Source organism: Bradyrhizobium sp. USDA 4510 (assembly GCF_054059095.1).
In genome coordinates this window covers 8,340,525-8,362,125 of record NZ_JBSSBT010000001.1, presented here as the reverse complement: position 1 = coordinate 8,362,125, position 21,601 = coordinate 8,340,525, and the positions used below count along the sequence as shown (strand labels likewise).

The 21,601-nt window shown below is 62.7% G+C and carries 14 protein-coding genes; 2 read left to right on the top strand and 12 right to left on the bottom strand.

Annotated elements, in window-relative coordinates; genetic code table 11:
* Positions 1–437 precede the first annotated feature (437 nt).
* From ACVMDN_RS38860 to ACVMDN_RS38845, 4 genes are all read right to left on the bottom strand, one after another.
* The gene (locus ACVMDN_RS38860) at positions 438–1,796 is read right to left on the bottom strand and encodes a tyrosine-type recombinase/integrase (RefSeq protein WP_456835835.1); all 1,359 of its coding nucleotides are present in this window, start codon (positions 1,794–1,796) and stop codon (positions 438–440) included.
* Positions 1,797–2,076: 280 nt separating this feature from the next.
* A complete protein-coding gene (locus tag ACVMDN_RS38855; RefSeq protein ID WP_456843668.1) occupies positions 2,077–2,403 on the bottom strand; it encodes a hypothetical protein in 327 nt (108 codons plus the stop codon).
* Between the two features lie 71 nt (positions 2,404–2,474).
* Entirely contained in the window at positions 2,475–7,298 is a 4,824-nt protein-coding gene (locus tag ACVMDN_RS38850) for an NAD-glutamate dehydrogenase (protein WP_076824608.1), read from the bottom strand.
* Between the two features lie 321 nt (positions 7,299–7,619).
* Positions 7,620–9,563: a sigma-54-dependent Fis family transcriptional regulator gene (locus tag ACVMDN_RS38845; RefSeq protein ID WP_076824606.1), complete on the bottom strand. Its 1,944-nt coding sequence runs from the start codon at positions 9,561–9,563 to the stop codon at positions 7,620–7,622.
* 284 nt (positions 9,564–9,847) lie between these two features.
* On the opposite strand from ACVMDN_RS38845, the gene ACVMDN_RS38840 reads away from it, so the two are divergent.
* Positions 9,848–11,656 carry an NAD(P)/FAD-dependent oxidoreductase gene (locus ACVMDN_RS38840; protein WP_076824604.1) on the top strand — a complete coding sequence of 603 codons (1,809 nt, stop codon included), beginning with the start codon at positions 9,848–9,850 and terminating at the stop codon, positions 11,654–11,656.
* A 191-nt stretch (positions 11,657–11,847) separates the two neighbouring features.
* On the opposite strand, the gene ACVMDN_RS38835 is transcribed toward ACVMDN_RS38840, so the two are convergent.
* The 7 genes from ACVMDN_RS38835 to ACVMDN_RS38805 form a co-directional block, all read right to left on the bottom strand.
* On the bottom strand, positions 11,848–12,267 hold the full coding sequence (locus ACVMDN_RS38835; protein ID WP_057015376.1) for a CBS domain-containing protein: 420 nt from the start codon (positions 12,265–12,267) through the stop codon (positions 11,848–11,850).
* Positions 12,268–12,518: 251 nt separating this feature from the next.
* On the bottom strand, positions 12,519–12,989 hold the full coding sequence (locus tag ACVMDN_RS38830; protein WP_200844595.1) for an aminoacyl-tRNA deacylase: 471 nt from the start codon (positions 12,987–12,989) through the stop codon (positions 12,519–12,521).
* 120 nt (positions 12,990–13,109) lie between these two features.
* Positions 13,110–13,922, bottom strand: a complete 813-nt coding sequence (locus tag ACVMDN_RS38825; protein ID WP_076824600.1) for a pentapeptide repeat-containing protein — start codon at positions 13,920–13,922, stop codon at positions 13,110–13,112.
* Positions 13,923–14,211: 289 nt separating this feature from the next.
* Positions 14,212–14,862 (bottom strand): hypothetical protein, encoded by a 651-nt coding sequence (locus ACVMDN_RS38820; RefSeq protein ID WP_141340230.1) that lies wholly within the window; start codon positions 14,860–14,862, stop codon positions 14,212–14,214.
* Between the two features lie 96 nt (positions 14,863–14,958).
* Entirely contained in the window at positions 14,959–16,794 is a 1,836-nt protein-coding gene (locus tag ACVMDN_RS38815; RefSeq protein ID WP_076824596.1) for a DUF1963 domain-containing protein, read from the bottom strand.
* Positions 16,795–16,984: 190 nt separating this feature from the next.
* Positions 16,985–18,223 carry a CaiB/BaiF CoA transferase family protein gene (locus ACVMDN_RS38810; RefSeq protein ID WP_076824594.1) on the bottom strand — a complete coding sequence of 413 codons (1,239 nt, stop codon included), beginning with the start codon at positions 18,221–18,223 and terminating at the stop codon, positions 16,985–16,987.
* Positions 18,210–18,911 (bottom strand): haloacid dehalogenase type II, encoded by a 702-nt coding sequence (locus tag ACVMDN_RS38805; protein ID WP_076824592.1) that lies wholly within the window; start codon positions 18,909–18,911, stop codon positions 18,210–18,212. The genes ACVMDN_RS38810 and ACVMDN_RS38805 overlap by 14 nt, the downstream gene beginning before the upstream one ends.
* A 94-nt stretch (positions 18,912–19,005) precedes the next feature.
* Between ACVMDN_RS38805 and ACVMDN_RS38800 the strand changes: the two genes are divergently transcribed.
* Positions 19,006–19,908 (top strand): LysR family transcriptional regulator, encoded by a 903-nt coding sequence (locus ACVMDN_RS38800; protein ID WP_076824590.1) that lies wholly within the window; start codon positions 19,006–19,008, stop codon positions 19,906–19,908.
* Here the strand turns inward: ACVMDN_RS38800 and ACVMDN_RS38795 are convergent.
* Positions 19,905–21,314, bottom strand: a complete 1,410-nt coding sequence (locus ACVMDN_RS38795; protein WP_456835836.1) for an MFS transporter — start codon at positions 21,312–21,314, stop codon at positions 19,905–19,907. The genes ACVMDN_RS38800 and ACVMDN_RS38795 overlap by 4 nt on opposite strands.
* Positions 21,315–21,601: the final 287 nt, after the last annotated feature.

Genomic DNA, 21,601 nt, shown 5'->3' with positions numbered 1-21,601 from the left:
AGTCGAAAAAGCCGCTCAGACTGGCAAAAGGCGGGGAGAGAGTGCTCCACCGTAGTGCTCCACCGTCCAAAAGCCCGCTGGTCAAGAAACCCTGTAAGTTGAAGGACTTCTGCGCTGTCGAAAAATGAGGGCGGAGAGGGAGGGATTCAAACCCACGGTACGGAACAAAGTCCAACTTGCCGAAGCGGAACCGGGGCGTGCGCTAAAAACTGAAGACCGAACTATGCATCACAACATTGGTATTCACGTAGCGGACAATAAAACCGAGCACAATCAATCGCTTACCTAGCATGTCCCATGCCGGCCAGGCGCCAAGACACCTGAGCGTGCGCAAACCGTGACGGAAAAATAGACTCGTTGGCTGAAGCTAGCTGCTCCATTCACTTGCCTGCTGCCGCATGTCAGTCGTCCTTTTTGGCTGAGCCCGCACGGCGGCTTCAGGCCGCGAAGCGCTGCTCTTGCTCGGCGTCTGCGAAGGGCTCGCCGACGGCCTTGCAGAGGAAGCGGGCAAGCGCCGCCTTTCGAGAGGCGCGGTCAAGGGCGTAGGCCGTCTGCTTGAATTCGACACCGTCGAGCAGTCCCTGGATGTAGCCGGAGATGGTGTCCGCGGCCATGATGAGCGCTGTATCGAGCGTATGAATATACTTGCTCGTGATCGACCCTTTTGAGTGTCCGACGAGAGCCGCGATCGTGACCTCGGTGAATCCGAGGTCGTTCGCAATGCTTGCGAAGCTGTGCCTTAGTACATGCGGTGTGATGTCGGCGAGAGGCGAATTCCGAAAGATTTTTTCCCAATGATTGGGGAAGCTACCAAACGGGTTGTCATCGCCCTGGCCCGGAAAGACGTAAGTCCCCGTTCTAGCCGTCCATTGCGTTTCCAAAAACTCCATCACAGGCAACCCGATAGCTCGCGTGGACGCACCCTCCTTACTATCTGCGAGACGCAGACAGCTTGCTTCCATGTCAGCCTCGATCCACCGTAGGTTTATCATTTCGGAGCGGCGACATCCTGTAAGAGCAATTTGGCGGATGATATCGGTCGTGATTTGGTATTTCTCATCCTCGGCCGCCTTGCGCAAAATTCCACCGAGGACGCGATACTCCGCTTCGGTCAGACGCCGGTTGCGGACCCTATCCTTCGGCTTACGAATTCCGTGCGCGGGGTTCGTTTCGATAATTCCAGCTTCCATTGCGTAGGTGAGGATTCCGCCGAGAAGACCGACAGTTCGCGTGGCGGTACCAACTCCTCCCCGTACGATCGCTTTGCCGCGGAGTTTCTTGGTCTTCACACTAACGCGGGTTTTGCCCGCCATGATGTCTTTCAAGACCTTGTTAACGTCCGCCTTGACGAGATCTTTTACGCGCCTGGTGCCAATGAGTGGCACGATATGGCGATTGATACGGCCGGTGTCGGTCACGATCGTTGACGCCTTTTTCGGGCGCCGGCCTTTTCCAAGTATTAGCCCCGCCTTTAAGTCGGCGAAATAGAGGTCGCATAGCTCTTTGACGGTGATCGCTTTGTGATCGAGCTGGCGCTCTTCGGCCGGATTGTCACCTTGTGCGATCCGCCCCAGCTGGATCTTGGCCTCTTTCCTTGCGAGCTCCGGCGTCCAGACCCCGTGCTGCCCGATAGTATATCGGCGTGAACGGCCGGCTGACCGATACTGAATTAGATAGCTGCGCTTGCCCGATGTGAACACACGGAGACCGAAGCCAAGCAATTCGTCATCCCAGATAACGTAATCCTTGTCCCGAGCTTCCGCGGCATCGACGATCCGCTTACTGAGCTTGGTCATCGAATTTCTCCGACTTGAAGCCCGTCTCCCGCGTAAGCACCACGTAAGCAGTTGGAGGGAAATCGGGGCGCGCAGCAGGATAGGCGCTGCGGCCGCCAATTCCAGGTTTCTATAATGATACTAGTAGGATAGCGAAGCATTGAGCGCCCCATCGCGATTTTGCGTAGGGCACACTTAAATTGCTCCGAAGGCAAAGGTCACACGTTCGAATCGTGTCGGGTGCGCCATTTCCGCTTCGTTGCCGCCGATCAACCGTAGCCTTTGCTGCGATTCCCCCAGCTTAGGGGATTCTTTCCATAACGTTGGGCCGGTTTTTCTCGAGCCAGGCGACGGCCTCGGGTCCATCGACGACACACTCGAAGGTTTCCCAGGTTGGGTCTTCCAAAGACTCCAATTGCAGTCGCTTCGCCGCATACTCAATGAGGTCGTGGAGGCGTTCGTATCCTCGTCCTCGTCTGTGCTCGAGGGAATCTGCAATCGCAGTGCTGGTCCATCCTCGTTGAGCCAAATCGATAATGCTCGGAGCGTCAGCCTCGCTGAACCACGGTGTGGCATCGAACTCGATGCAGCGAACATTGTCGGCGGTATGACAAGTGGCGTGGATCATTGGATTCCTCCGTTTACCGGCTAGCTACCTGCGCCAGCATCGCGCTTCTCACATCGCTGCCTCGCACGCCCTCAGGCCTTGACCAAGTCCCCCAGCAGGTTCGCCGCCACCGTCAGCTTGGCGAGGGTCAGGCCGCTGGCAGCGATCTCCTCCACCGAGCGGCGGATACGCGTCGCCTCGGGGTGAGCCGCGAGCCAGGTCTCGACGGCCTGCTGGCCAGACTGGCCGGTTGCCAGCATATCGGCGGCCAGTCTCCTTTCGGCGCCGGCGATCTGCTCGACGGCGCGATCGATGGCCATGCGTTCGAAATAATCGTTGGCCGGCACACTGCGTGCGGCGGCGATGATGCGGTCGAGACGGAAATTCGCCTCGGCGGCGTAGAAGGTCGCAGCGGCATCGCCGATGGGGCGCGTGGTGCGCTCGGCAACCGTCACGATGTCGGGAGCCGAGACCAAAGCGTCAAGATCGGCGAGCTCTCCGGCGAGGCCGGCCGGGACACCGGCGTCGGCGAGTTCCTGCCGCCGCTTGACGCGCGCGGCTTGCAAGTCCGGCGGCAAGGCAGTGTCGAGCCCGGCGACGATCTGGCGGATCGCCGGGCCGAAGCGCGCGACGACGGCCTCCAACCCGTCCTTGAAATCGGCATTGCGCACGTACCAGACCATGCGGGAGAGCAGGAGATCCTGCACTGAAGCGTAGAGGGATAGCTGCAGCTGCCCGTCGATGCAGGCGTCGAGCGCGTCGATCGCATCATTGAGCCACTTCAGGCCGTAGCATTCATCGACCGCCACATAGGCCATGACGATGGTCGGGATATCGGCGTCGGTCTCGTCGATCAAGCGCACGACGCAGGCCGGGCCGCCGCGATTGATCACCGCATTGGCGAGACTGGTCGCGATGATCTCCCGCCGCAGCCGATGCAATCCGGCGGCGGTCGGGAATTTGTCCTGAACCTCGCGCGGAAAATACTGGGAGAGTTCGCGGGCGAGATAGGGGTCATCGGGCACGCTGGTGACGAGCAGGTCATCGTAGAGGGTCAGCTTGGCGTAGGCGAGCAGCACGGCAAGCTCCGGCCGCGCGAGGGACTGGCCGCGCCGTGTGCGCTCGGTGAGCGCGGCGTCGTCGGGCAAGAACTCCACAGCGCGACTGAGCAAGCCGCGCTGTTCGAGCGACTGCATCAGGCGAGTGAGGAAACCGGTCTCGGCCACACCCTTGCGCTCGGCCAGCGACAGCGCCAGCGTCTGCAGATAGTTGTTGCGCAGCACCAGCACGCCGACCTCGTCGGTCATCGCGGCAAGCAGGCTGTTGCGGTCAGTGGGACTGAGGCGTCCCTCGCGTTCGGGACGCGCCAGCGCGATCTTGATGTTGACCTCGACGTCGGACGTGTTCACGCCGGCCGAATTGTCGATGGCGTCGGTGTTGAGCTTGACGCCCTTCTGCGCCGCTTCGATGCGACCGCGCTGGGTAACGCCGAGGTTGGCCCCTTCGCCGATCACCCGGGCGCGCACGTCGCCACCCGCGATGCGGATTGGATCGTTGGCGCGGTCCCCGACCTGGTCGTCGCTTTCCCCGGAGGAGCGGACATAGGTGCCGATGCCGCCAAACCACAACAGGTCCGCGCGAGCCTTCAGGATCGCCGTCATCACCTCGAAAGGCGTGGCTTGCGGCTTGTCGAGATCGAGCAGCGTGCGCACTTCCGGCGCAAGCGGGATCGCCTTGAGCGAGCGCGAGAACACGCCGCCGCCCTGCGAGATCAGCGACTTGTTGTAGTCCTGCCAACTCGATCGCGGCAGATCGAACAGGCGCTTGCGCTCGGCGAAGCTGGTCGATGGATCGGGTGAAGGATCGATGAAGATGTCGCGATGATCGAAAGCCGCCACTAGCCTTGTCGCCGGCGAGAGCAGCATGCCATTGCCGAAAACGTCGCCCGACATGTCGCCGACGCCGACCGCGGTGAACGGCATGGTCTGAATGTCGGTGCCGAGCTCGCGGAAGTGGCGCTTGACCGCCGTCCAGGCGCCGCGCGCCGTGATCCCCATCTTCTTGTGATCGTAACCCTGGCTGCCGCCAGATGCGAAGGCATCGCCGAGCCAATGGTTCTTCTCGGCCGAGATCGCGTTGGCAACATCGGAGAAGGTGGCGGTGCCCTTGTCGGCGGCGACGACGAGGTAGGGGTCGTCGCCGTCGTGGCGCACGGTGGATTCGGGCGGCACGACGATGTCGCCGTCGAGATTATCGGTGAGTTCGAGCAGCGAGCGAACGAAGATGCGATAGCTTTCGGTGCCCTCCGCGAGCCAGGCGTCGCGCTTGGAAGGCGGCGGCAGGCGCTTGGGCACGAAGCCGCCCTTGGCTCCGACCGGCACGATCACGGCGTTCTTGACCTGCTGCGCTTTCACCAGGCCGAGGATCTCGGTGCGGAAATCCTGCGGCCGGTCGGACCAGCGCAAGCCACCGCGCGCAACCTTGCCGAAGCGCAGGTGGATACCTTCGACACGAGGGGAATAGACGAAGATCTCGTAGAGCGGTCGTGGAGCGGGCAAGTCGTCGATCCGGCGCGCCTCGAACTTGAAGGAGATCACCGGACGCGGGTGTCCATCCTCGCCGATCTGCCACAGATTGGTGCGAACGGTAGCCTGCACCAGATTGGTGAAGCGGCGCAGGATGCGGTCTTCATCGAGCGAGGCGACGGATTTGAGCTGTTCCTCGACCTCGGCAAGCAAAGCCGCCTCGCGCGCCGCGCGCTCGGCCTCCGTCAAGGCGAGGCGCGGATCAAGGCGGGTCTGGAACATCGCGACCAGACTGGCCGTGATCGCGGCGTTCTTGCGCAAGGTCTCCCACATGTAATCCTGGGTGAACGGAGCGCGGATCTGGTGCAAATAACGCGACAGCGCCCGAATGGTCGAGACTTCCCGCCAACTTAGGGCGGTGCGCAGGATCAGGCCGTTATATCCGTCAGATTCGGCGCGATCGGTCACCACCGCCATGATCGAGGCTTCCAGGCGATGGCTGAATTCCGGGTTGATCTCGATGGGCAGGCCGTCACTGGTCTCGATCGTCATGTCGTGCAGCCAGACCGGCGCAGGCCTGGTACCGGGCACGACCTGATAGGTGCGTTCGTTGACCACACGCAGGCCGTGATTTTCGATCACCGGCACGCGGTAGGATAACGACAGCGGTACGGCGTCCGAAAACACCTTCAGGCCGAAGCGCCTCGGATCGTCGCCTTCGATGCGGTAAACCGAAATCGTCACCGGGCGCGCCGGCGTCAACTTTTCGACGGTCGTGATATCGGCGATCGCCTGTTCCGCGCCGAACACCTCGGTATAGCCGCCGCTGAAGGCCTGGGCATATCGGTTGGTGAGCATGCGCGCCCGCATGCCATCGGTCGACGCGGTAAGCGCGGCCTTCAGCTTGTCGGCCCAGGTCGCGGCAATGGCGCTGATCCCGGCTTCGAGCAGGGCGCGGTCGACGACGGGCGTTTTGCCTTCATAGCGTCCGATGATGAAGTGGACGCGCGCAAGCGCCCCTTCCGGGAATGATACGTAGGAGGCGGACAGCTTCCCTTTGTAGGCCTGCGCCAAAAAGGCTCCGACGCGCGTGCGGACGTCGGTGTCGTATTTGTCGCGCGGAATGAAGGTGAGGATGGAGACAAAGCGATCGAACTTGTCGACCCGCGGCAGCGCCCGGACGCGCGGACGCTCGTAGAGGATCAGGATCTCGATGACGAAGTTGTAGAGCGTGTCGACGTCGATCTGGAACAGCTCGTCGCGCGGATAATCTTCGAGAATATGCATCAGCGCCTTGCCGGAATGACCGTTCGGGTCGAAGCCCGCGCGCTGCAGCACCCGCGAAACCTTGTGGCGAACATAAGGGATCTGCCGTACCGAGCGAGTATAGGCGCCCGAGGTGAAAAGGCCGACGACGCGCAACTCGCCTTCGAGCCGGCCGTCGGGCGAGTAGAGTTTGATGCCCACATAATCCATCCGGGTGCGGCGATGGACGCGGCTGGAGACATTGGCCTTGATGACGATCAGCAGGGTCGGCTCGTGCATGAACTCGCGGATTTCCGGTGTCATCACCACCATTTCGCTGCCGCGACGCAGGACCTTCACGTCCGGATCGCGCAGAATGCCGAGGCCTTCGCCGGTTGTAATGTCGTCCGACGCGTCGCTGTCGGGCGAGAAGCGATATTTGCGCACGCCGAGGAAAGTGAAATTGTCCGCGCAGAGCCATTGCAGGAACTGATTGGCTTCGGCGAGTTCGTCGATCGGCAGCGGCGGCGGATTGGAAGAGAACGTCTTGATCGCTTCCTCGACACTGTCACGCATGACGCGCCAGTCGGCAACGCAGGCGCGGACATTGTTCAACGTCCTGGTCAGGCCGTCGATCAGCTTCTGGCGATCGGAATCCGCATCCAGGCGGGTGATGTGGAGATGAATCAGGCTTTCGCGCGCGCCCTTTGCTCCGTCCGGCAGTGCTTCCCCGTAGAATCGCAGCAGCTTGCCTCCATCGTCGCGCTCCACCGCGATGATCGGGTGAGCGACCAGGGTGACCTCGAGGCCCTGATCGGCGAGCTCCGCCATGGTGGAATCGAACAGGAAAGGCATGTTGTCGTTGAGAATTTCGAGCACGGAAATCTCGCGTCCGTTCGGCAACGTCGGATTGACGACGCGGATATCGGCGCTGCCGGCCGTGCGCCGCTGCACGTGCTCCCAGGCCTGCTCCGCCAGCAGGGCAAGCGAGGCGGCATCGTAATTGGCGAGATCCTCGATATTGGTGTAGCCGAACAAGGGCTCGGCAAAGGCCCGGGGGCTCTTGCCCGCTGGCACGCTGCCCGCTGCATCGCGGATCAGGGCTGCCCGGGCCTTGTCGTCACGCCACGCCATAATGTCCTCCATTTGCCGTGCCGTCCGATCGCAGCCGCGACCATCCGCTTGATTCTGGAGTGCATCTCTTCGTGCGTCGCGATCGAATGCTACGCGAAATCCTAGCTTCGACGGCTGCCGACGACAATACTACGATCCCGCAGCGAACGGCGCACGCTGTCGTGAGGCGTGCTGAATTTCGCTTGCGACAGCGGGTGGGCCGAAGACGGTGGCCGAACGACTGGGGCAGGAAAAATCACATGCAATTTCAATTATGTAATGGGTTCGCGCCACCGTTCGGCAGGGATGTCGTATCAGACGGTGGCAGTCAGCGACGGCGGGCAGCGACTGCGCTCAGGTCAGGTCTTTCGGCATCGTGATGCCGAAGCGGAGAATCTGGCGATGGATGGTCGAACGATCGACGCCGCGTTCGCGTGCCACCTGCGAGACATTCCAGCGATTGTTGCGCAACGCCGCAAGTAGCGCATCGGCTTGCCGCGACGTCGCCGCTCTGCCACGTACCGGCTTTCCGGAGATATCCTCACCCAGGGGATGAGCGATCCGGTCCGGCAGATCGGCAAGATCGATCGTGCCGTCGTTCGACAGCGCGCAACCATGATCGAGCGCATTGATCAGCTCGCGGATGTTGCCGGGCCATTGGTACTTGAGCAGCGCGCTGCGCGCGCTTGCCGTCAGCGCATAGTTGGCCTTGTGCTCCGTCGAAAGCCGATGCAGGGATTGATCGATCAGCCACTCGATATCGGTGCGCTGACGCAGCGGAGGCAGCGCAAGCACCGCGCCGTTGAGGCGGAAATAGAGATCCTCGCGGAACTGCCCCGCCTTCACAAGCGCGACGAGGTCGCGATGGGTGGCAGCGATGACGCGGACATTGAGCGGGACCGGCCGGGTGCGGCCGACCGGGGTCACCTCGCGCTCGGCGAGCACGCGCAACAGGCGCGTCTGCGACGAGATCGGCATGTCGCCGATCTCGTCAAGGAACAGGGTGCCGCCGTCGGCTTCGAGCACGAGGCCCTTCTTGCCCTTGGCCGCCGCTCCGGTGAAGGCGCCTGCCTCGTGGCCGAACAGCTCGCTCTCGATCAGGCTTTCCGGCAGCGCGGCGCAGTTGACGGCGACGAACGGTCTGCCTGCCCGCGCACTGACCGAATGCAGCGCCTTCGTCAGGTGCTCCTTGCCGGTGCCGGTTTCGCCGGTGATGAGCAAGCCCATCTGGGTGTTGATGAGCTTGGCGGCGCGCGTCACCACGTGATGCATCGCGGGATCGCCGCGGAACAGGTTCCGTAGTGGCGCCGGAAGCGCCGACTCACTGCGGGAGGACGCCGGCGCCGCCAGCTTGTTCGGGGGCGGCAAGGTCTGCGCGAACAGCGTCGTGCCGCTGTTGGCTAGTCGTAGCGTGCGTTGGCCGGTGGGGCGCGAATGGGCGAAGCGCGGCAGATCGTCGATGGTGCATTCGAAGATGTCGGACACGCCGAAGCCGTCGGCCCGCAGGCGAAGGTCCGGACGCTTGGCCAGTTCGCGGGCGAGCAGCTGCCTTGCGCGATTGTTGAAGCCGATGATGTGGCCGCTGCTATCGACGGCCATCACATAGTCCGGATCGACATCGGCGAATTCCGCGGAGCCGGACAGCTTGATGATCCATTCCTGCCGGAAACGGTTCAGCAGATTCGCATTCTCGATCTTGTGAGCAAACGACTTGACCAGTTGCAGCGCCAGGAACTGGCTGGCCTTCGGTTCCGGCGAGCGCAGCGCGGAGATATCCAAGACCGCAGCGAGCTTGCCGCTGGGATCGAAGACCGGCGCGGCCGTGCAGGTCAGCGGAATATGGGTGGCGTCAAAATGGTCGGATTGATGCACCGTCAGGGCTTCTTCGGTCGCGATGCAGGTGCCGACTGCGCAAGTGCCGGCATGCGGCTCGTTCCAGTCGGCGCCGAGATAGAGGCCGGCCCTGCGAAGCGTGTTGTTGAATGTCGGGTCGCCGATGAAATCCACCGTGATGCCCCTGGCATCGGTGAGCAGCAGCACATAGCCGAGTCCGGCGATCTGACGATACAGCATCTCGACGCCGAAGCGCGCCGTGTGCAGGAACTCGTCCATGGCGTCGCGATGCTCGCGCAGCCGCCCGGACGTTACGATATGAGCGTCGCGCAGCACCAACGGATCGAGCTTGTGTTCGGAGACGCATCGCACCCACGACTGATGGATGATTGCGTCACGCGCGCTGCTCTGGCCGTCCGCAACGCGAACCAGCTCGTCGATGTGCGCAGCCCGCTCCGTCGTCACGGCTGATGCTCCTGGATGTTTCCCCGCACGTTGTTGCGTCGAGTGTCACTCGGATTGTGCCGCCGATCAAGTTTGTTGCGTGCAACACCTGTTGCATGACGCAACAAGTGAGGCGGCCTGGCGCCGACAGCTAACGCGAGGAAATGCCGAGCGTTTTTCGAGATTCGCCGCAATGGCATGAGGCTTGCTGACACGGTGGTCGAGGCAAGATTCGACCTCGCTAACAAACGCGCCGGACCCACGACGCAAAGGCGATCGACGCCGGCATATGGGAGAATGAAACCATGCTCACGAAGGCCCCGGACGGAAAGATCACCGCGCTGCTCGACGAGTTCAACGTCGCATTGTCGTCGGGTGACATCGAACGCGCGATCGCGCTGTTCCAGACCGATTGCTACTGGCGCGATCTGGTCACCTTCACCTGGAACATCAAAACCATGGAAGGCAAGGATCAGATCCGCGACATGCTTCAAGCGCGGCTTGCGGATAGCAAACCGTCGGGATGGCGCATTGCCGATGGCGAAGCCGCGAGCGAGGCCGGCGGCATCATCGAGAGCTGGATCGAATTCGAGACCGATGTCGCGCGCGGCTATGGTCACCTGCGCATGAAGGATGGACGCATCTGGACCTTGCTCACCACCATGGCCGAGATCAAGGGACATGAGGAAAAGTCCGGCTCCACCCGTCCGCTCGGCGCCAAGCACGGCCATGGCAAGGACCGTAAGAGCTGGCGCGAGGAACGTGACCAGGAAATCACCGAGCTGGGTCATGCAAAACAACCCTATGCGCTGATCATCGGCGGTGGCCAGGGCGGCATCGCGCTTGGCGCGCGGCTGCGGCAATTGAACGTGCCAACCATCATCATCGAGAAGAACGAACGCGCCGGCGATTCCTGGCGCAAGCGATACAAGTCGCTCTGCCTGCACGATCCGGTCTGGTACGACCATCTGCCCTATATCGACTTCCCGAAAAACTGGCCGGTGTTCGCGCCGAAGGACAAGATCGGCGACTGGCTGGAGATGTACACGAAGGTCATGGAGCTCAACTACTGGAGCTCGACCACGGCGAAGTCGGCCAAGTATGACGAGAAGGCCGGGGAATGGACCGTCGTGGTCGAGCGCGACGGCAAGGAGATCACGCTCAAGCCGAAGCAGCTCGTGCTGGCGACCGGCATGTCGGGCAAGGCGAACTGGCCCACCTACAAGGGGCAGGACATCTTCAAGGGTGAGCAGCAGCATTCCTCGACCCACCCGGGGCCGGAGAAATATCGCGGCAAGAAGGTGGTGGTGATCGGCTCCAACAACTCCGCCCACGATATTTGCGCGGCGCTATGGGAAGGTGGCGCCGACGTCACCATGGTGCAGCGCTCGTCCACGCATATCGTGAAATCCGACACGCTGATGGATATCGGGCTCGGCGCGCTCTATTCGGAGCAGGCGGTGGCGAGCGGGATGACCACGCGCAAGGCCGATTTGATCTTCGCCTCGTTGCCCTACAAGATCATGCACGAATTCCAGATCCCGCTCTACGAGCAGATGCGCGAGCGCGACAAGGATTTCTACGCCGCGCTGGAGAAAGTCGGCTTCATGCATGATTGGGGCGACGACGGCTCCGGCCTGTTCATGAAGTACCTGCGCCGCGGTTCGGGCTATTACATCGACGTCGGCGCCTGCGATCTCGTGATCGACGGTTCGATCAAGCTCAAGAGCGGCAAGGGCGCTGCGGTGCGGGAACTGACCGAAACCGGCGTCAGGTTCGTGGACGGCAGCGAACTCCCCGCCGATCTCGTCGTCTATGCCACCGGCTATGGCTCGATGAACGGTTGGGCCGCCGACCTGATCTCGAAGAACGTCGCCGACAAGGTCGGCAAGGTCTGGGGTCTTGGTTCCGATACCACCAAGGACCCCGGCCCGTGGGAGGGCGAGCAGCGCAACATGTGGAAGCCGACCCAGCAGGAGGCACTTTGGTTCCACGGCGGCAATCTGCACCAGTCGCGGCATTACTCCCAGTATCTGGCGCTGCAACTGAAGGCGCGGATGGAAGGCATCCCAACCCCGGTCTACGGCTTGCAGAAGGTTCATCACCTCGGTTGATCGACCGGGCGATAACGAGGTGTCGGGCGGATCGTCGTGCGATCCGCCCCCCGACAGATTGGATGGAGATCGAACTGTGCCGATCGCCGTCCAGCTTCGGGCCGATGCCTGCGAGACAGCCGGCACCGATTGCCTTCCCGGTTGACCACGATACTGGCCGGTCTGCCAGCTTCCCGCAGACCGGCCTCGCCTCAATGATGAGCCGACACGCTCTTCATGCATTGGGACAAGAGATCGGCACCGGCAAAGTGGCCTACATCGCCCAGGCTGATCATGCCAACCATCCGCTTGCTCTTGTTGATCACAGGCAGTCTGCGAATCTTCAGCGTTTCCATGTGATGTATAGCTTTCGTCAGATCGTCGTCTTCCCGGCAGCAGTGGATGCCTTCGGTCATCACATCCCGCGCTGTGGTGCGCGCAGAGTTGAAGTCCTTGCTCGCGAGACCTTTGCAGACGAGGTCGCGATCCGTCACCATCCCGATCAGACGATCGTCTTGCCCGATCGGAATGCAGCCGATGTCGTGCCCTTGCATCAATTTCGCGATTTCGGTGATTGGCGTGTCGGGGCTCACCCAATCGACGCCCTTGTGCATCACGTCCTTGACTTTCATGGAGGACCTCCCGTCCAAGGCAGCACCCCCTCGCTCGCAATTATACAACAGAGCTGGCGCGACTGCATGCGTGCTGCGCCTTAAGGCACGATGAAACCGGGTCGAAGCGTTATCGCGCTCGAGCCCCTTGCTTGAGCATGATCTCCGCGCAAGCGCGTTCCTCCCTTGCCTCGGGGAAGAGCCGCTTCGCACCCCTCCGGATCATGCTCCAGTCGGGGCGCACAGATAGATGGTCCCGCTGTCACGCCGCCTCAGTCATGCGCACTGAAGCTGCCATGCAGGGAACCGGCGGTCAGGCGTGCGAATTGCGCACGACCGAGATGAAGCAACGTCTCATGATCGCCGGCTTCGATATAGATCTCGGGCTGCATCCGGATGCTGTCATCAACGATAACGTCGAGCCCGTAGCAGCTACCGGCGGCGGGAACCGCCCCGTGCGTACAGTCCGTGAACAGCCGATCGATCTCGCCTTCAGCGGCCATGGCGATATCGTCACCGAATCTCGCCCTGAGATCCGCCAGCCTGAGGTGATGCGATGCCGGCAGCACGGCGAGCAGGTACCCGTCGTTGCGGCGCAGCACAATGGCCTTGGCCAAGCGATCGCCCGAGACGTGACAAGCCTGGGCGGTAAGGGCTGACGACATCGTCAGTACGTGCGGGATTTCGTCGTACTCGATGTTTTCTGCAGCGAGATAATTGTGCAGTTTGGAAGAAATGGTCATGGCGTCACCTCCGGTGCGACATGCAACCATCCACCGTGGTCCTGCCCGCCGCACGATGAGCGGCTGCGTGGTTCTCAAGACAGAACATAGGTCTTGTCGCAGGACACTGCAATTCGATCCCTAACGGGGGCGCCGCGCCAAGTTCAAGTTCCGGGCCTTGTCCAGATTGCGGGCCTCGGCCAGCGCCGCCGCGCTCGGCAACAGGGCCGACGCAAGGTCGGCCTCGGTGAAATCTGCGCCGGCGACATTGGCGTCGGATAGGTCGGCTCCCGCAAGGTCAGCTCTATGGAGGCTGCAGTTCGCCAAATTGGCATTCTGCAGTTGCGCAAATTCGAGATCGGCGCGCGAGAGATTGGCGCCGCTTAAATCCGCGTTCCGCAGATCGGCGGATTTGAGCACGCCACGCATCAGGCCCATCGATTGGTTGCGCATATCAGCGCTCAGATCGGCGCCCGCAAGCCTGGCCCCGATCAGGCTGGCACCGGAAAGATCGGCGGTTATCCGAGCGCCGCTCAAGTCGGCGCCGCCAAGCTTGGCGCGTTGCATCTGCGTGCCGAGCAGCGATGCCTTGACGAGGGACGCCCCTGTCAAGTCTGCGTCGATTAGCCAGGCCTGGTTCAAGATAGCCCGATCGAAGCGGGCGCCTTTCAGATTGGTCTGGTTGAGCTTTACGAGATGAAGGTTGCCGCCGGAGAAGTCGAGGCCCGAGAGATCGAGGTGCGACAGTCGCTTTCCATCCAAATCTGCAGTGCGTCCGTCCCCTTGAGGGATCGATTTGAGGAGCGCATCGACCTCGGCGCGCGTCATCTCCGACGCCGTCATTTCCGGACTGTTGAGGTCGACACTCCGCAGCATGTCCTGCGACACGGCGTCAGTCGAATCAACCAGCACCGCCGCTATTGACACAAAGGCAAATGCGAGACGAAACGACATCGCCGTCTCTCCGCCGCTCAGAAACCCGGTATTGTCTCTTGTATTCTCCGGGTTGGCCGCGCCGTCAGGTTAGCTGGCCGGCTCCGGCCTATGCCAGAGTATGAAACCGGATATCGATCCTGGCAATGCCAGTGACCGTCTCAGCCGGAGCAGGACGAGGCGAACCAAGCCAGGCGCGGAATATGGTCGGGCACCTTCATGCCGCCGGAGGAATGGCGCCGGCTCAACCCGAGGCCTTGTCCCGATTGACGGGACGCCGCCAACACCTCGCGATGCATCACCGAGCCAGTTAACGCAGGATCAGCCGGCCGCGCTCGTCAACTAGCGCCGGAAAACGGGCCGCGAGAGTAGCGGTGAGCGGCGCATTCTGCTCGGCCACTTGAAACGTCATTCGGCCGAGCCGGTAGCCCGCCCCGAAGGCGGCGGCGAGATTGTCGGACGAGACCACGACAACGGATTTAGGCTTGCTCGTGTCGGTGAACGTCACCAGCGTCGGATAGTCCTTCGGGCGCAGGACGCCGGATGGCTTGGCTTTGACAGCCGCGCTCATGGTTCTCGCGTTGTCGCCGGACGGAAGTGGCGGCGCCAGCTCGCGATAACCGAGAACCTGGACGACGATATGCGTCATGCTGCTCAGATAGCTGTAATTTCGATCGTAGTTCGTCGCGAACAGAACCTTTCCGTCGCCAAGATCCACAAATGGGGCTTCGCCGTGCATGGTGAAGCCACCACCCCAGTCGGAACCACCGGCGCCCGGCATCGGGATCAGGAATTCCCGCTCAAGGCGCAGTTCCATCACTGAAGAGCCGGACTTCAACCCGCCGGGGGTTTCGACCTCGATGGTCATCCGGTAGCGCAAAGATGCCTGCGGCGTACTGCATCGGACCAACAGCCACGCCAATGCAATGGCCATGACGGCAAGAATGACAGGCCGTTTCAAAAGGACACCTTTGCGCAGCCAGCAATCGGATATTGGCCGTCTTTCGCTTCGCTGATCATTTGGCTGCCACCGGCAACCGCCTTTGCGGCGGATCTGTCAATTCGATACATCCACCCGCACATGTTTGAAGTCGTACCGTTCAAGATCGGAGCGGGAGATCGAGACGACGAGGTCGCTGACGTCGCCGCATCTGAAATGCGTGAGATTGTTGCTCGGAAATTGCAGCAGCATGACCGAGTTCGGCTTGTCTTCGATAAAGTCCGCGCACCAGCCGCGCGGGGCGCCGCCGATCTGGAGCGTGGCTTGCTCGGCGTCGAACGCCCAGTCGGTCTCAAGCGGATGCCGGGCCGCCGGGATCACTGCATCGGGATCGTCGGCGTAAAGCTGCTTGGCGATTTCGGAGCGCAACACCCTGTACCCCGTCGACCAAAACTCCGGCAGCGCCTGATCGGCCGCACGCTCATCGAGCAGCCGATAGAGCGCGGTCCACTCGTCGGGCACGAACGCGGCCTCGCTCTGGCGATCGCGGATCCTGCGCATGACCGCTTCCAGCTCTGCGACGAGCGCCTCGGCCTTCTGCTGCCTGCTCCGTGCGATGGCGGGCCTCTGGCCCTCGCTTGCCTCGGCCGTTCCGAACCTGCGCAATTGCTCATGCGCCCAGTCGCGCTCGCTCTCCGCGCGCCCGCGGGCGTCTGCCCAGCTTTCGGGCGGCGGCAGCCCGCGACCATGCGCCATCGTCGTCTCGAGCGCCGCGGCGTTGTCGATCCAGAACGCGTAGTACAGTTTGCGAATCCCGCGAACCCGCGCCGCATAGGCTTCCCAGTCCTGCGGAAACTTCTCCCTGTATTCCAGCCAGCCGGCGAGATCGGCTGAAACGCCCCTGTCGGGCGACGGCATCCGTACGTCGGCCTGAATATCTCGTTCAAGGTCCTGAATGAGCCGAACCAGCCCGGCATATCTGCGCCCTTGCTCGGTATCGGGCGGAAACAGAGGCGCTTTCGATTTCACCCAGATCGGCGCCAGAAAACCCTCGCCATTGGCGAGCTCGATTTCCGACTTGTCGAGCGCCGCAACGAAGCTGCCGCCACGCTGCAAGGTGATCTCGTTGTGCAGCTCCCTGATGCGCAGGACCAGTTCGGCGTGGGACAGCCAGCTTTGCAACGAGAATGGCTGCTCCGCTTCGGAACGTGCCAACGCCTCGCGCAGCCGTTCCGCTGTTTCAGCGAGTTGCTCGAACGCAGTCACCAGCTCCTTGCGCGGCTGCTTGAGCCGCGCTTCCTGCTGCCGCGCCGCGTCGGTCAGACGCGCCGCCCACGCCCTCGATTGGGCAAGCACCTCCTGCACGAGCAGTTCGAGCGTTCTCCAATCGATCGGCTGAAGCTCCCACGATGCGATGGCGAAAACTGCATCGGCAGAAGGATTGCGCCGCAGCCGGTTTGGAACGCAGCTTTCGCCGTCGACGGGATGCACGAAGTCGAGCGGCCATCTGGGCGGCGGTGCCAGCAGCCCGTCATACTTGTCATCGACCCAATACAGACCCGTGGCGCTCTTCTGCCAGGCGCGTTCGTTGCGACGTTGCGGTCCGAGCGTCGGTTGATGGATCACTTTCACGTCGATACGGCCGGACACGGCTGCGAAAAATGCCAGCCACCCCGCCCTCGGACCGACGCCGCCCCACAGGCTGGGCGGCAAGGACGCGCAATTGATCTGGCAAAGAAACTGATACGGCTGGCCGTCCCTGCTGGGCCATTGGAAGGGATCAGGAAGTTCTGGATTGCCGCCGATCCAACCGATCTCGGCTGCCGCCGGACAAGCCGGAATCGCAGCGCGCAGCCAGACTGCATTCTGGTCATGCGCGGCCGGGTCCTCATCCGAGGCCTTGGCAAGCATCTCCAGATTGTACGTTAGGAACTTGGCAATAAAGTCCTTCATCGCGCGCCGCTCCTCAACCTGGGCCGGAATATTGGCGTCGATTCAGGATTGCGTCATCCAAATTCTGTATCTTGGAAAGCGAGTTCTTAATTCCTGCGGACGGGCGCGCTTGATCAGGTAAAGGCCAGGACTGTGCTACGCGCCATTTCGCCGCACGTTGGGCGGCGCGGCGCGACCGCAGCGGCGCCGCTCACATCGACGATCGCACGAACGTCCGTCCAAAGTCGCCGAACGCGCCATCGACCGCTGACCTCTCGAGCCGATCGTCGCTCCAGCCGAGCCATTCCGTAAACACCTCGCCTGTGTGTTCGCCGAGCATCGGCGGCGGCGTGGAAGGTGGCGGCGGTTCGTCGCCGAACCGCGTCGGCCTCGCGATGAACTTCACATCTCCCGCCGCCGGATGGCTGATGGTCTGGACCATTCCCCGCTGCGTGAGTTGAGGCGTTTCGCAGACCTCGCCGACCGACTTGATCGCGCCGCACGGAATGCCCGCCGCGCCGAGCGCCTGCAGCCAGTCGGCGCGACTTCGCCGGGCAAAGATCGGCGAAAGGATCGCGACGAGCTCGTTGCGGCTCGCCGCACGCTTCGGAGCGGTTGCGAAGCGGATGTCCTCGCGCAGCTTCGGACGGCCGACGACGCCGCAAAACGCCGCCCAGAACTTGTCGTTCGCGACCCCGACATTGATCCAGCCGTCACTCGCCTCGAACGGTTCATACGGGCTGATGGTCGGATGGACATTGCCGCGGCGCTTCGGGCTTTGTCCCGAGGCGAAGTACATGCCGGCGTTGAACGTCAGCAGCGACGCCATGGCGTCGAGCATGGAGACGTCGACCCGGCCGCCCTCGCCGGTGCGGCTCTTGCGCATCAGCGCGGCCAACACCGAATGCGACGCATAAAGGCCCGTGACGAGGTCCGCGATCGACGTGCCGACCTTGGTCGGCGGTCCGTCCGGATCGCCGGTGATGTCCATCACGCCGGATTCGCCCTGCAGAATCAGATCGTAGCCGGGGCGCGCGGCGTCGGCACCGGTGCGACCGAATCCCGAAATGCTGCACAGGATGATGTCGGCCTTTCGGGCGCGCAGCGCGTCGAAGCCGAGCCCCCATTTGTCCAGGGTGCCGGGGCGGAAGTTCTCGATGACGACGTCTGCGACGGATGCAAGATCGAGCACCGCGTCGCGCCCAGCCGGCGACTTCAGATCGATGGCGCAGCTTCGCTTGTTGCGGTTCACCGACAAAAAATACGCACTCTCGCCGCCGACGAAGGGGGGTCCGTAACGGCGGCTTTCGTCGCCTTGACGCGGATCCTCGATCTTGACGATGTCGGCGCCGAGATCGCCGAGCTGCATCGTGGCAAACGGGCCAGAGACCACCCGGCAGAGGTCGAGGACCCTGATGCCCGACAGCGGCTCGCGATCAGACGATCGCATCGGCGAGGTCCTTCATCGACGGCACCAGGATATCGGGCTGATGCGGCGTGATGCCGAACGGGCGGCTGCGCCGATCGATGAAGGCCGTCCGCATGCCGGCGGACTTGGCGCCGATGCAGTCGAAGGCATGATTGGCCACGAACAGCACCTGCGCGGGCTTCACGCCCATGATCTCGGCCGCTTTCGTATAGGTCGCGACATGCGGCTTGAACGAATTGGCTTCGGCCACCGAGATCACGCGATCGAACGGGACCTTGTGGTACTGCTTCGCGGTCTCGAGCATGTCCGGATCGCCGTTCGAGAGCACGACGAGCTTGTACTTGCGTTGCAGCCGCGCGAGTGCGTCCGGCACCTCTGGAAACGGCAACAGCTTCTCGATCTCGCCCACGAGGTAGCGCACATCGTCCATCGTATAGTCGATCTTCGCGCGGTCCATGACGTGGGCAACCGCGCGGTGCCCGATCTCGCGATAGGGCGTGTGCTCGCGATGCAGCAGCGCATCGATCATCGAGTTCTCGAAATGCGTGCGACGCCACCACGTGACGAAGGAATTCGGATCGCCCTTCCAGCCCTTCTTCTCGAGGAACGGCGCCGCGATCCTGGTCAGGCCGCCCTGCATGTCGACGACCGTGCCGTACTGGTCGAACATGCAGATCTTCACGTCGCGCTTGATCGTCTCAAAGCTCATTGGTGCCTCCTTGGTCCTGATCGATTGATACGCGCTGCGCCATCATGGATGAAATGGATTTGTTATCTCTCGTCATTCACGATATGAATGATGAATGAACCTTCGATCCATCGACCTCAATCTGCTCGTCGCGCTGGACGCATTGCTGACCGAGCGTCACGTCACCAAGGCGGCAGACCGGGTCGGCCTCAGCCAACCCGCGATGAGCAATGCGCTTAACCGGCTGCGCGCGATGTTCAAGGACGAACTCCTGGTGCGGACCACAACCGGGATGAAGCCGACGCCCCGCGCCACCGAACTGGCGGAGCCGCTGCGCCAGGTTCTGCGTCAGGTCGAGCGCGTGATGGCGAGCGACGCCGGCTTCGATCCAGACCGGACCGAACGCACCTTCACGATCAGGATGTCGGACATTCTCGCATGCCTGCTGCTGCCGCGGCTCGCCGCAACGCGGCCGCCGGAGGGCCGAATTTCCTACAACACGATCCATCTGCCGCCCGCCCTGACGATCGATGCGCTGGAGCGGGACGAGATCGACGTCGCGGTGAGCATGGGGCTCGAGCATTCCGCATCGATCCGTTCGGAAACGCTGCTGCGAGACCGCATGGTCTGCCTGATGCGACGCGGACACCAGATCAAGCGCGCACGGCTGACTTTTGAGCGCTTCATCGCGCGGGAGCACATGAAGGTCTCGATGAGCCCGACCGATCTTCGCTTCGTCGACGACGTGCTCGCCGAACGCGGCCATCGAAGACGCATCGCCCTGAACGTGCCGCATTGGCTGGTCGTGCCCCATGTCTTGAAGAAGACCGATCTGCTCGCGGTGATGCCGAGGCACCTCGCGACCGTGCTGATGGACGATGATCTGAGGATGGAGGAACTGCCGTTCGAATCCGCGCCGTTTGACTGGATGTTGTACTGGCACCGCAGATACGATCAGAGCAACGCCAACGGCTGGCTCCGCGACCGGATCAGGGCGGCGTGCTCCGACCTGAACTAGGCGCCGAGGTCCGCCGGCCTCCGCGCCATGGGCGATTGACGTGCTGCCTCGGCGTCCGTGACGGCCGATGCGTCCTCTAAAGAGCGCCCCTTGGTCTCGAAACCGAACACGAGGAAGACCACGGCCTGGAAGACGAGGATGCCGGCCAGGGTCGTCAGCACGCCGGTCAGCCCCTGCCAGGCGAAGATCGCAACCACGACGTATTGAACCAGCGCGGTCGCGATGCGTCCGGATGTGGCGCAGATCGCCGTGCCGCGAAGCCGATACCGCGTCGGAAACAGTTCGGGGACGTGCATCGCGAACCCGGTCGCCAGCATCACGTAGATCGCCGTGATCAGCAGGAAGCCCACACCCGCGAGCGCAACACCATCCGGCATGTATGGATAGGCGATACCGAGCGCCGCTGCCGCAATCGACGAACAGACGATCGACAGCCTGCGTCCGAGCCGGTCCGCCAGCACGAGCCCGATCAGCGATCCGACCGGGCCGCCCAGCGCCATCACCGTGGTGTAGCCCAGCGAGGAAACCACGCTGTGGCCGCCCTTGACCATGAAGGTCGGCAGCCAGCCGATGAACCCGTAGAGGCTGAAGCCGACGACGATGTGCAACAGGCTGCCGAGCAGCGTGCGCGCGAGATACGGCGGCTGGAACAGACGCCAGACCGCGCCGGGAGACTCCTGCACCGGCGCGCGGGCAGCGACGGCAGGCAGTGTCGCCTTGCGCGCGGCCTCGACTTCGATCGCCGACAGGACCTTCTCGGCTTCATCGGCGCGTCCGTTGGCGGCGAGCCAGCGCGGCGATTCCGGCATCGACTTGCGCAGAATCCAGACGACCATCGCAAGGCAACCGACAAGGCCGAACATGTAGCGCCATCCAAGCGTCGGGATCACCCACAGGCCGACCATGGAGGATACGAACAGCGAGAAATTGGTGATCACGGCCAGCAGCCCGATCCAGCGTCCACGCGAGGAAGCCGGCACGAATTCCGTCAACGTCGCGTAGCCGACCACGATCTCTGCGCCGAGGCCAATGCCGATGATGAAACGCAGGCCGATCAGGACCATCATGTTCGGCGCGAAGGCCGCGGCGATCGAGGCGAGGCCAAAGATCGCGAGGTTCATCTGATAGGAGAAGCGGCGGCCGAACCGATCGCCGAGGATGCCGGAGCACCACGCGCCGATCGTCATCCCGACGAAGGTCGCGGAGACGAATGCGGCGTTGAGCTCGAGCGTCGACCAGCCTGCCTTGAGCACGGCGCCCAGCACGCCGCCGGCCAGATAGATATCGAACGCGTCGAGGAACATGCCGGCGCCGATCAGGGCCAGGATGCGCCAGTGGAATCCGCAGATCGGTAGCCTGTCGAGGCGCGCGCCCGCGTTGATGTCGATGTCGGCGGATCGCGCCATGCCAAACCTCCCTGCCCGGCCTTTGGCAGCCGGATGCTCCGGGCACCGATTGATGACGCGCAGGGGGTCGTCGTCCAATTCAAATCGAAAATTCGACTATTTGGCGCAGTGATGAAGCTGACGCGACCGCACCGTCGCGTTCCATCCTGACACCGAGCTGACTTGCATTCGCCGTCGTTAACGATCCCGCCGTCGCGCGAACTCGAAATCACGGTGTCAGCACAAACATTCACAACGGGTTCATGTCGCCGCCACTATTCGACTCCAACGCTGGGGGAAGAAGATTG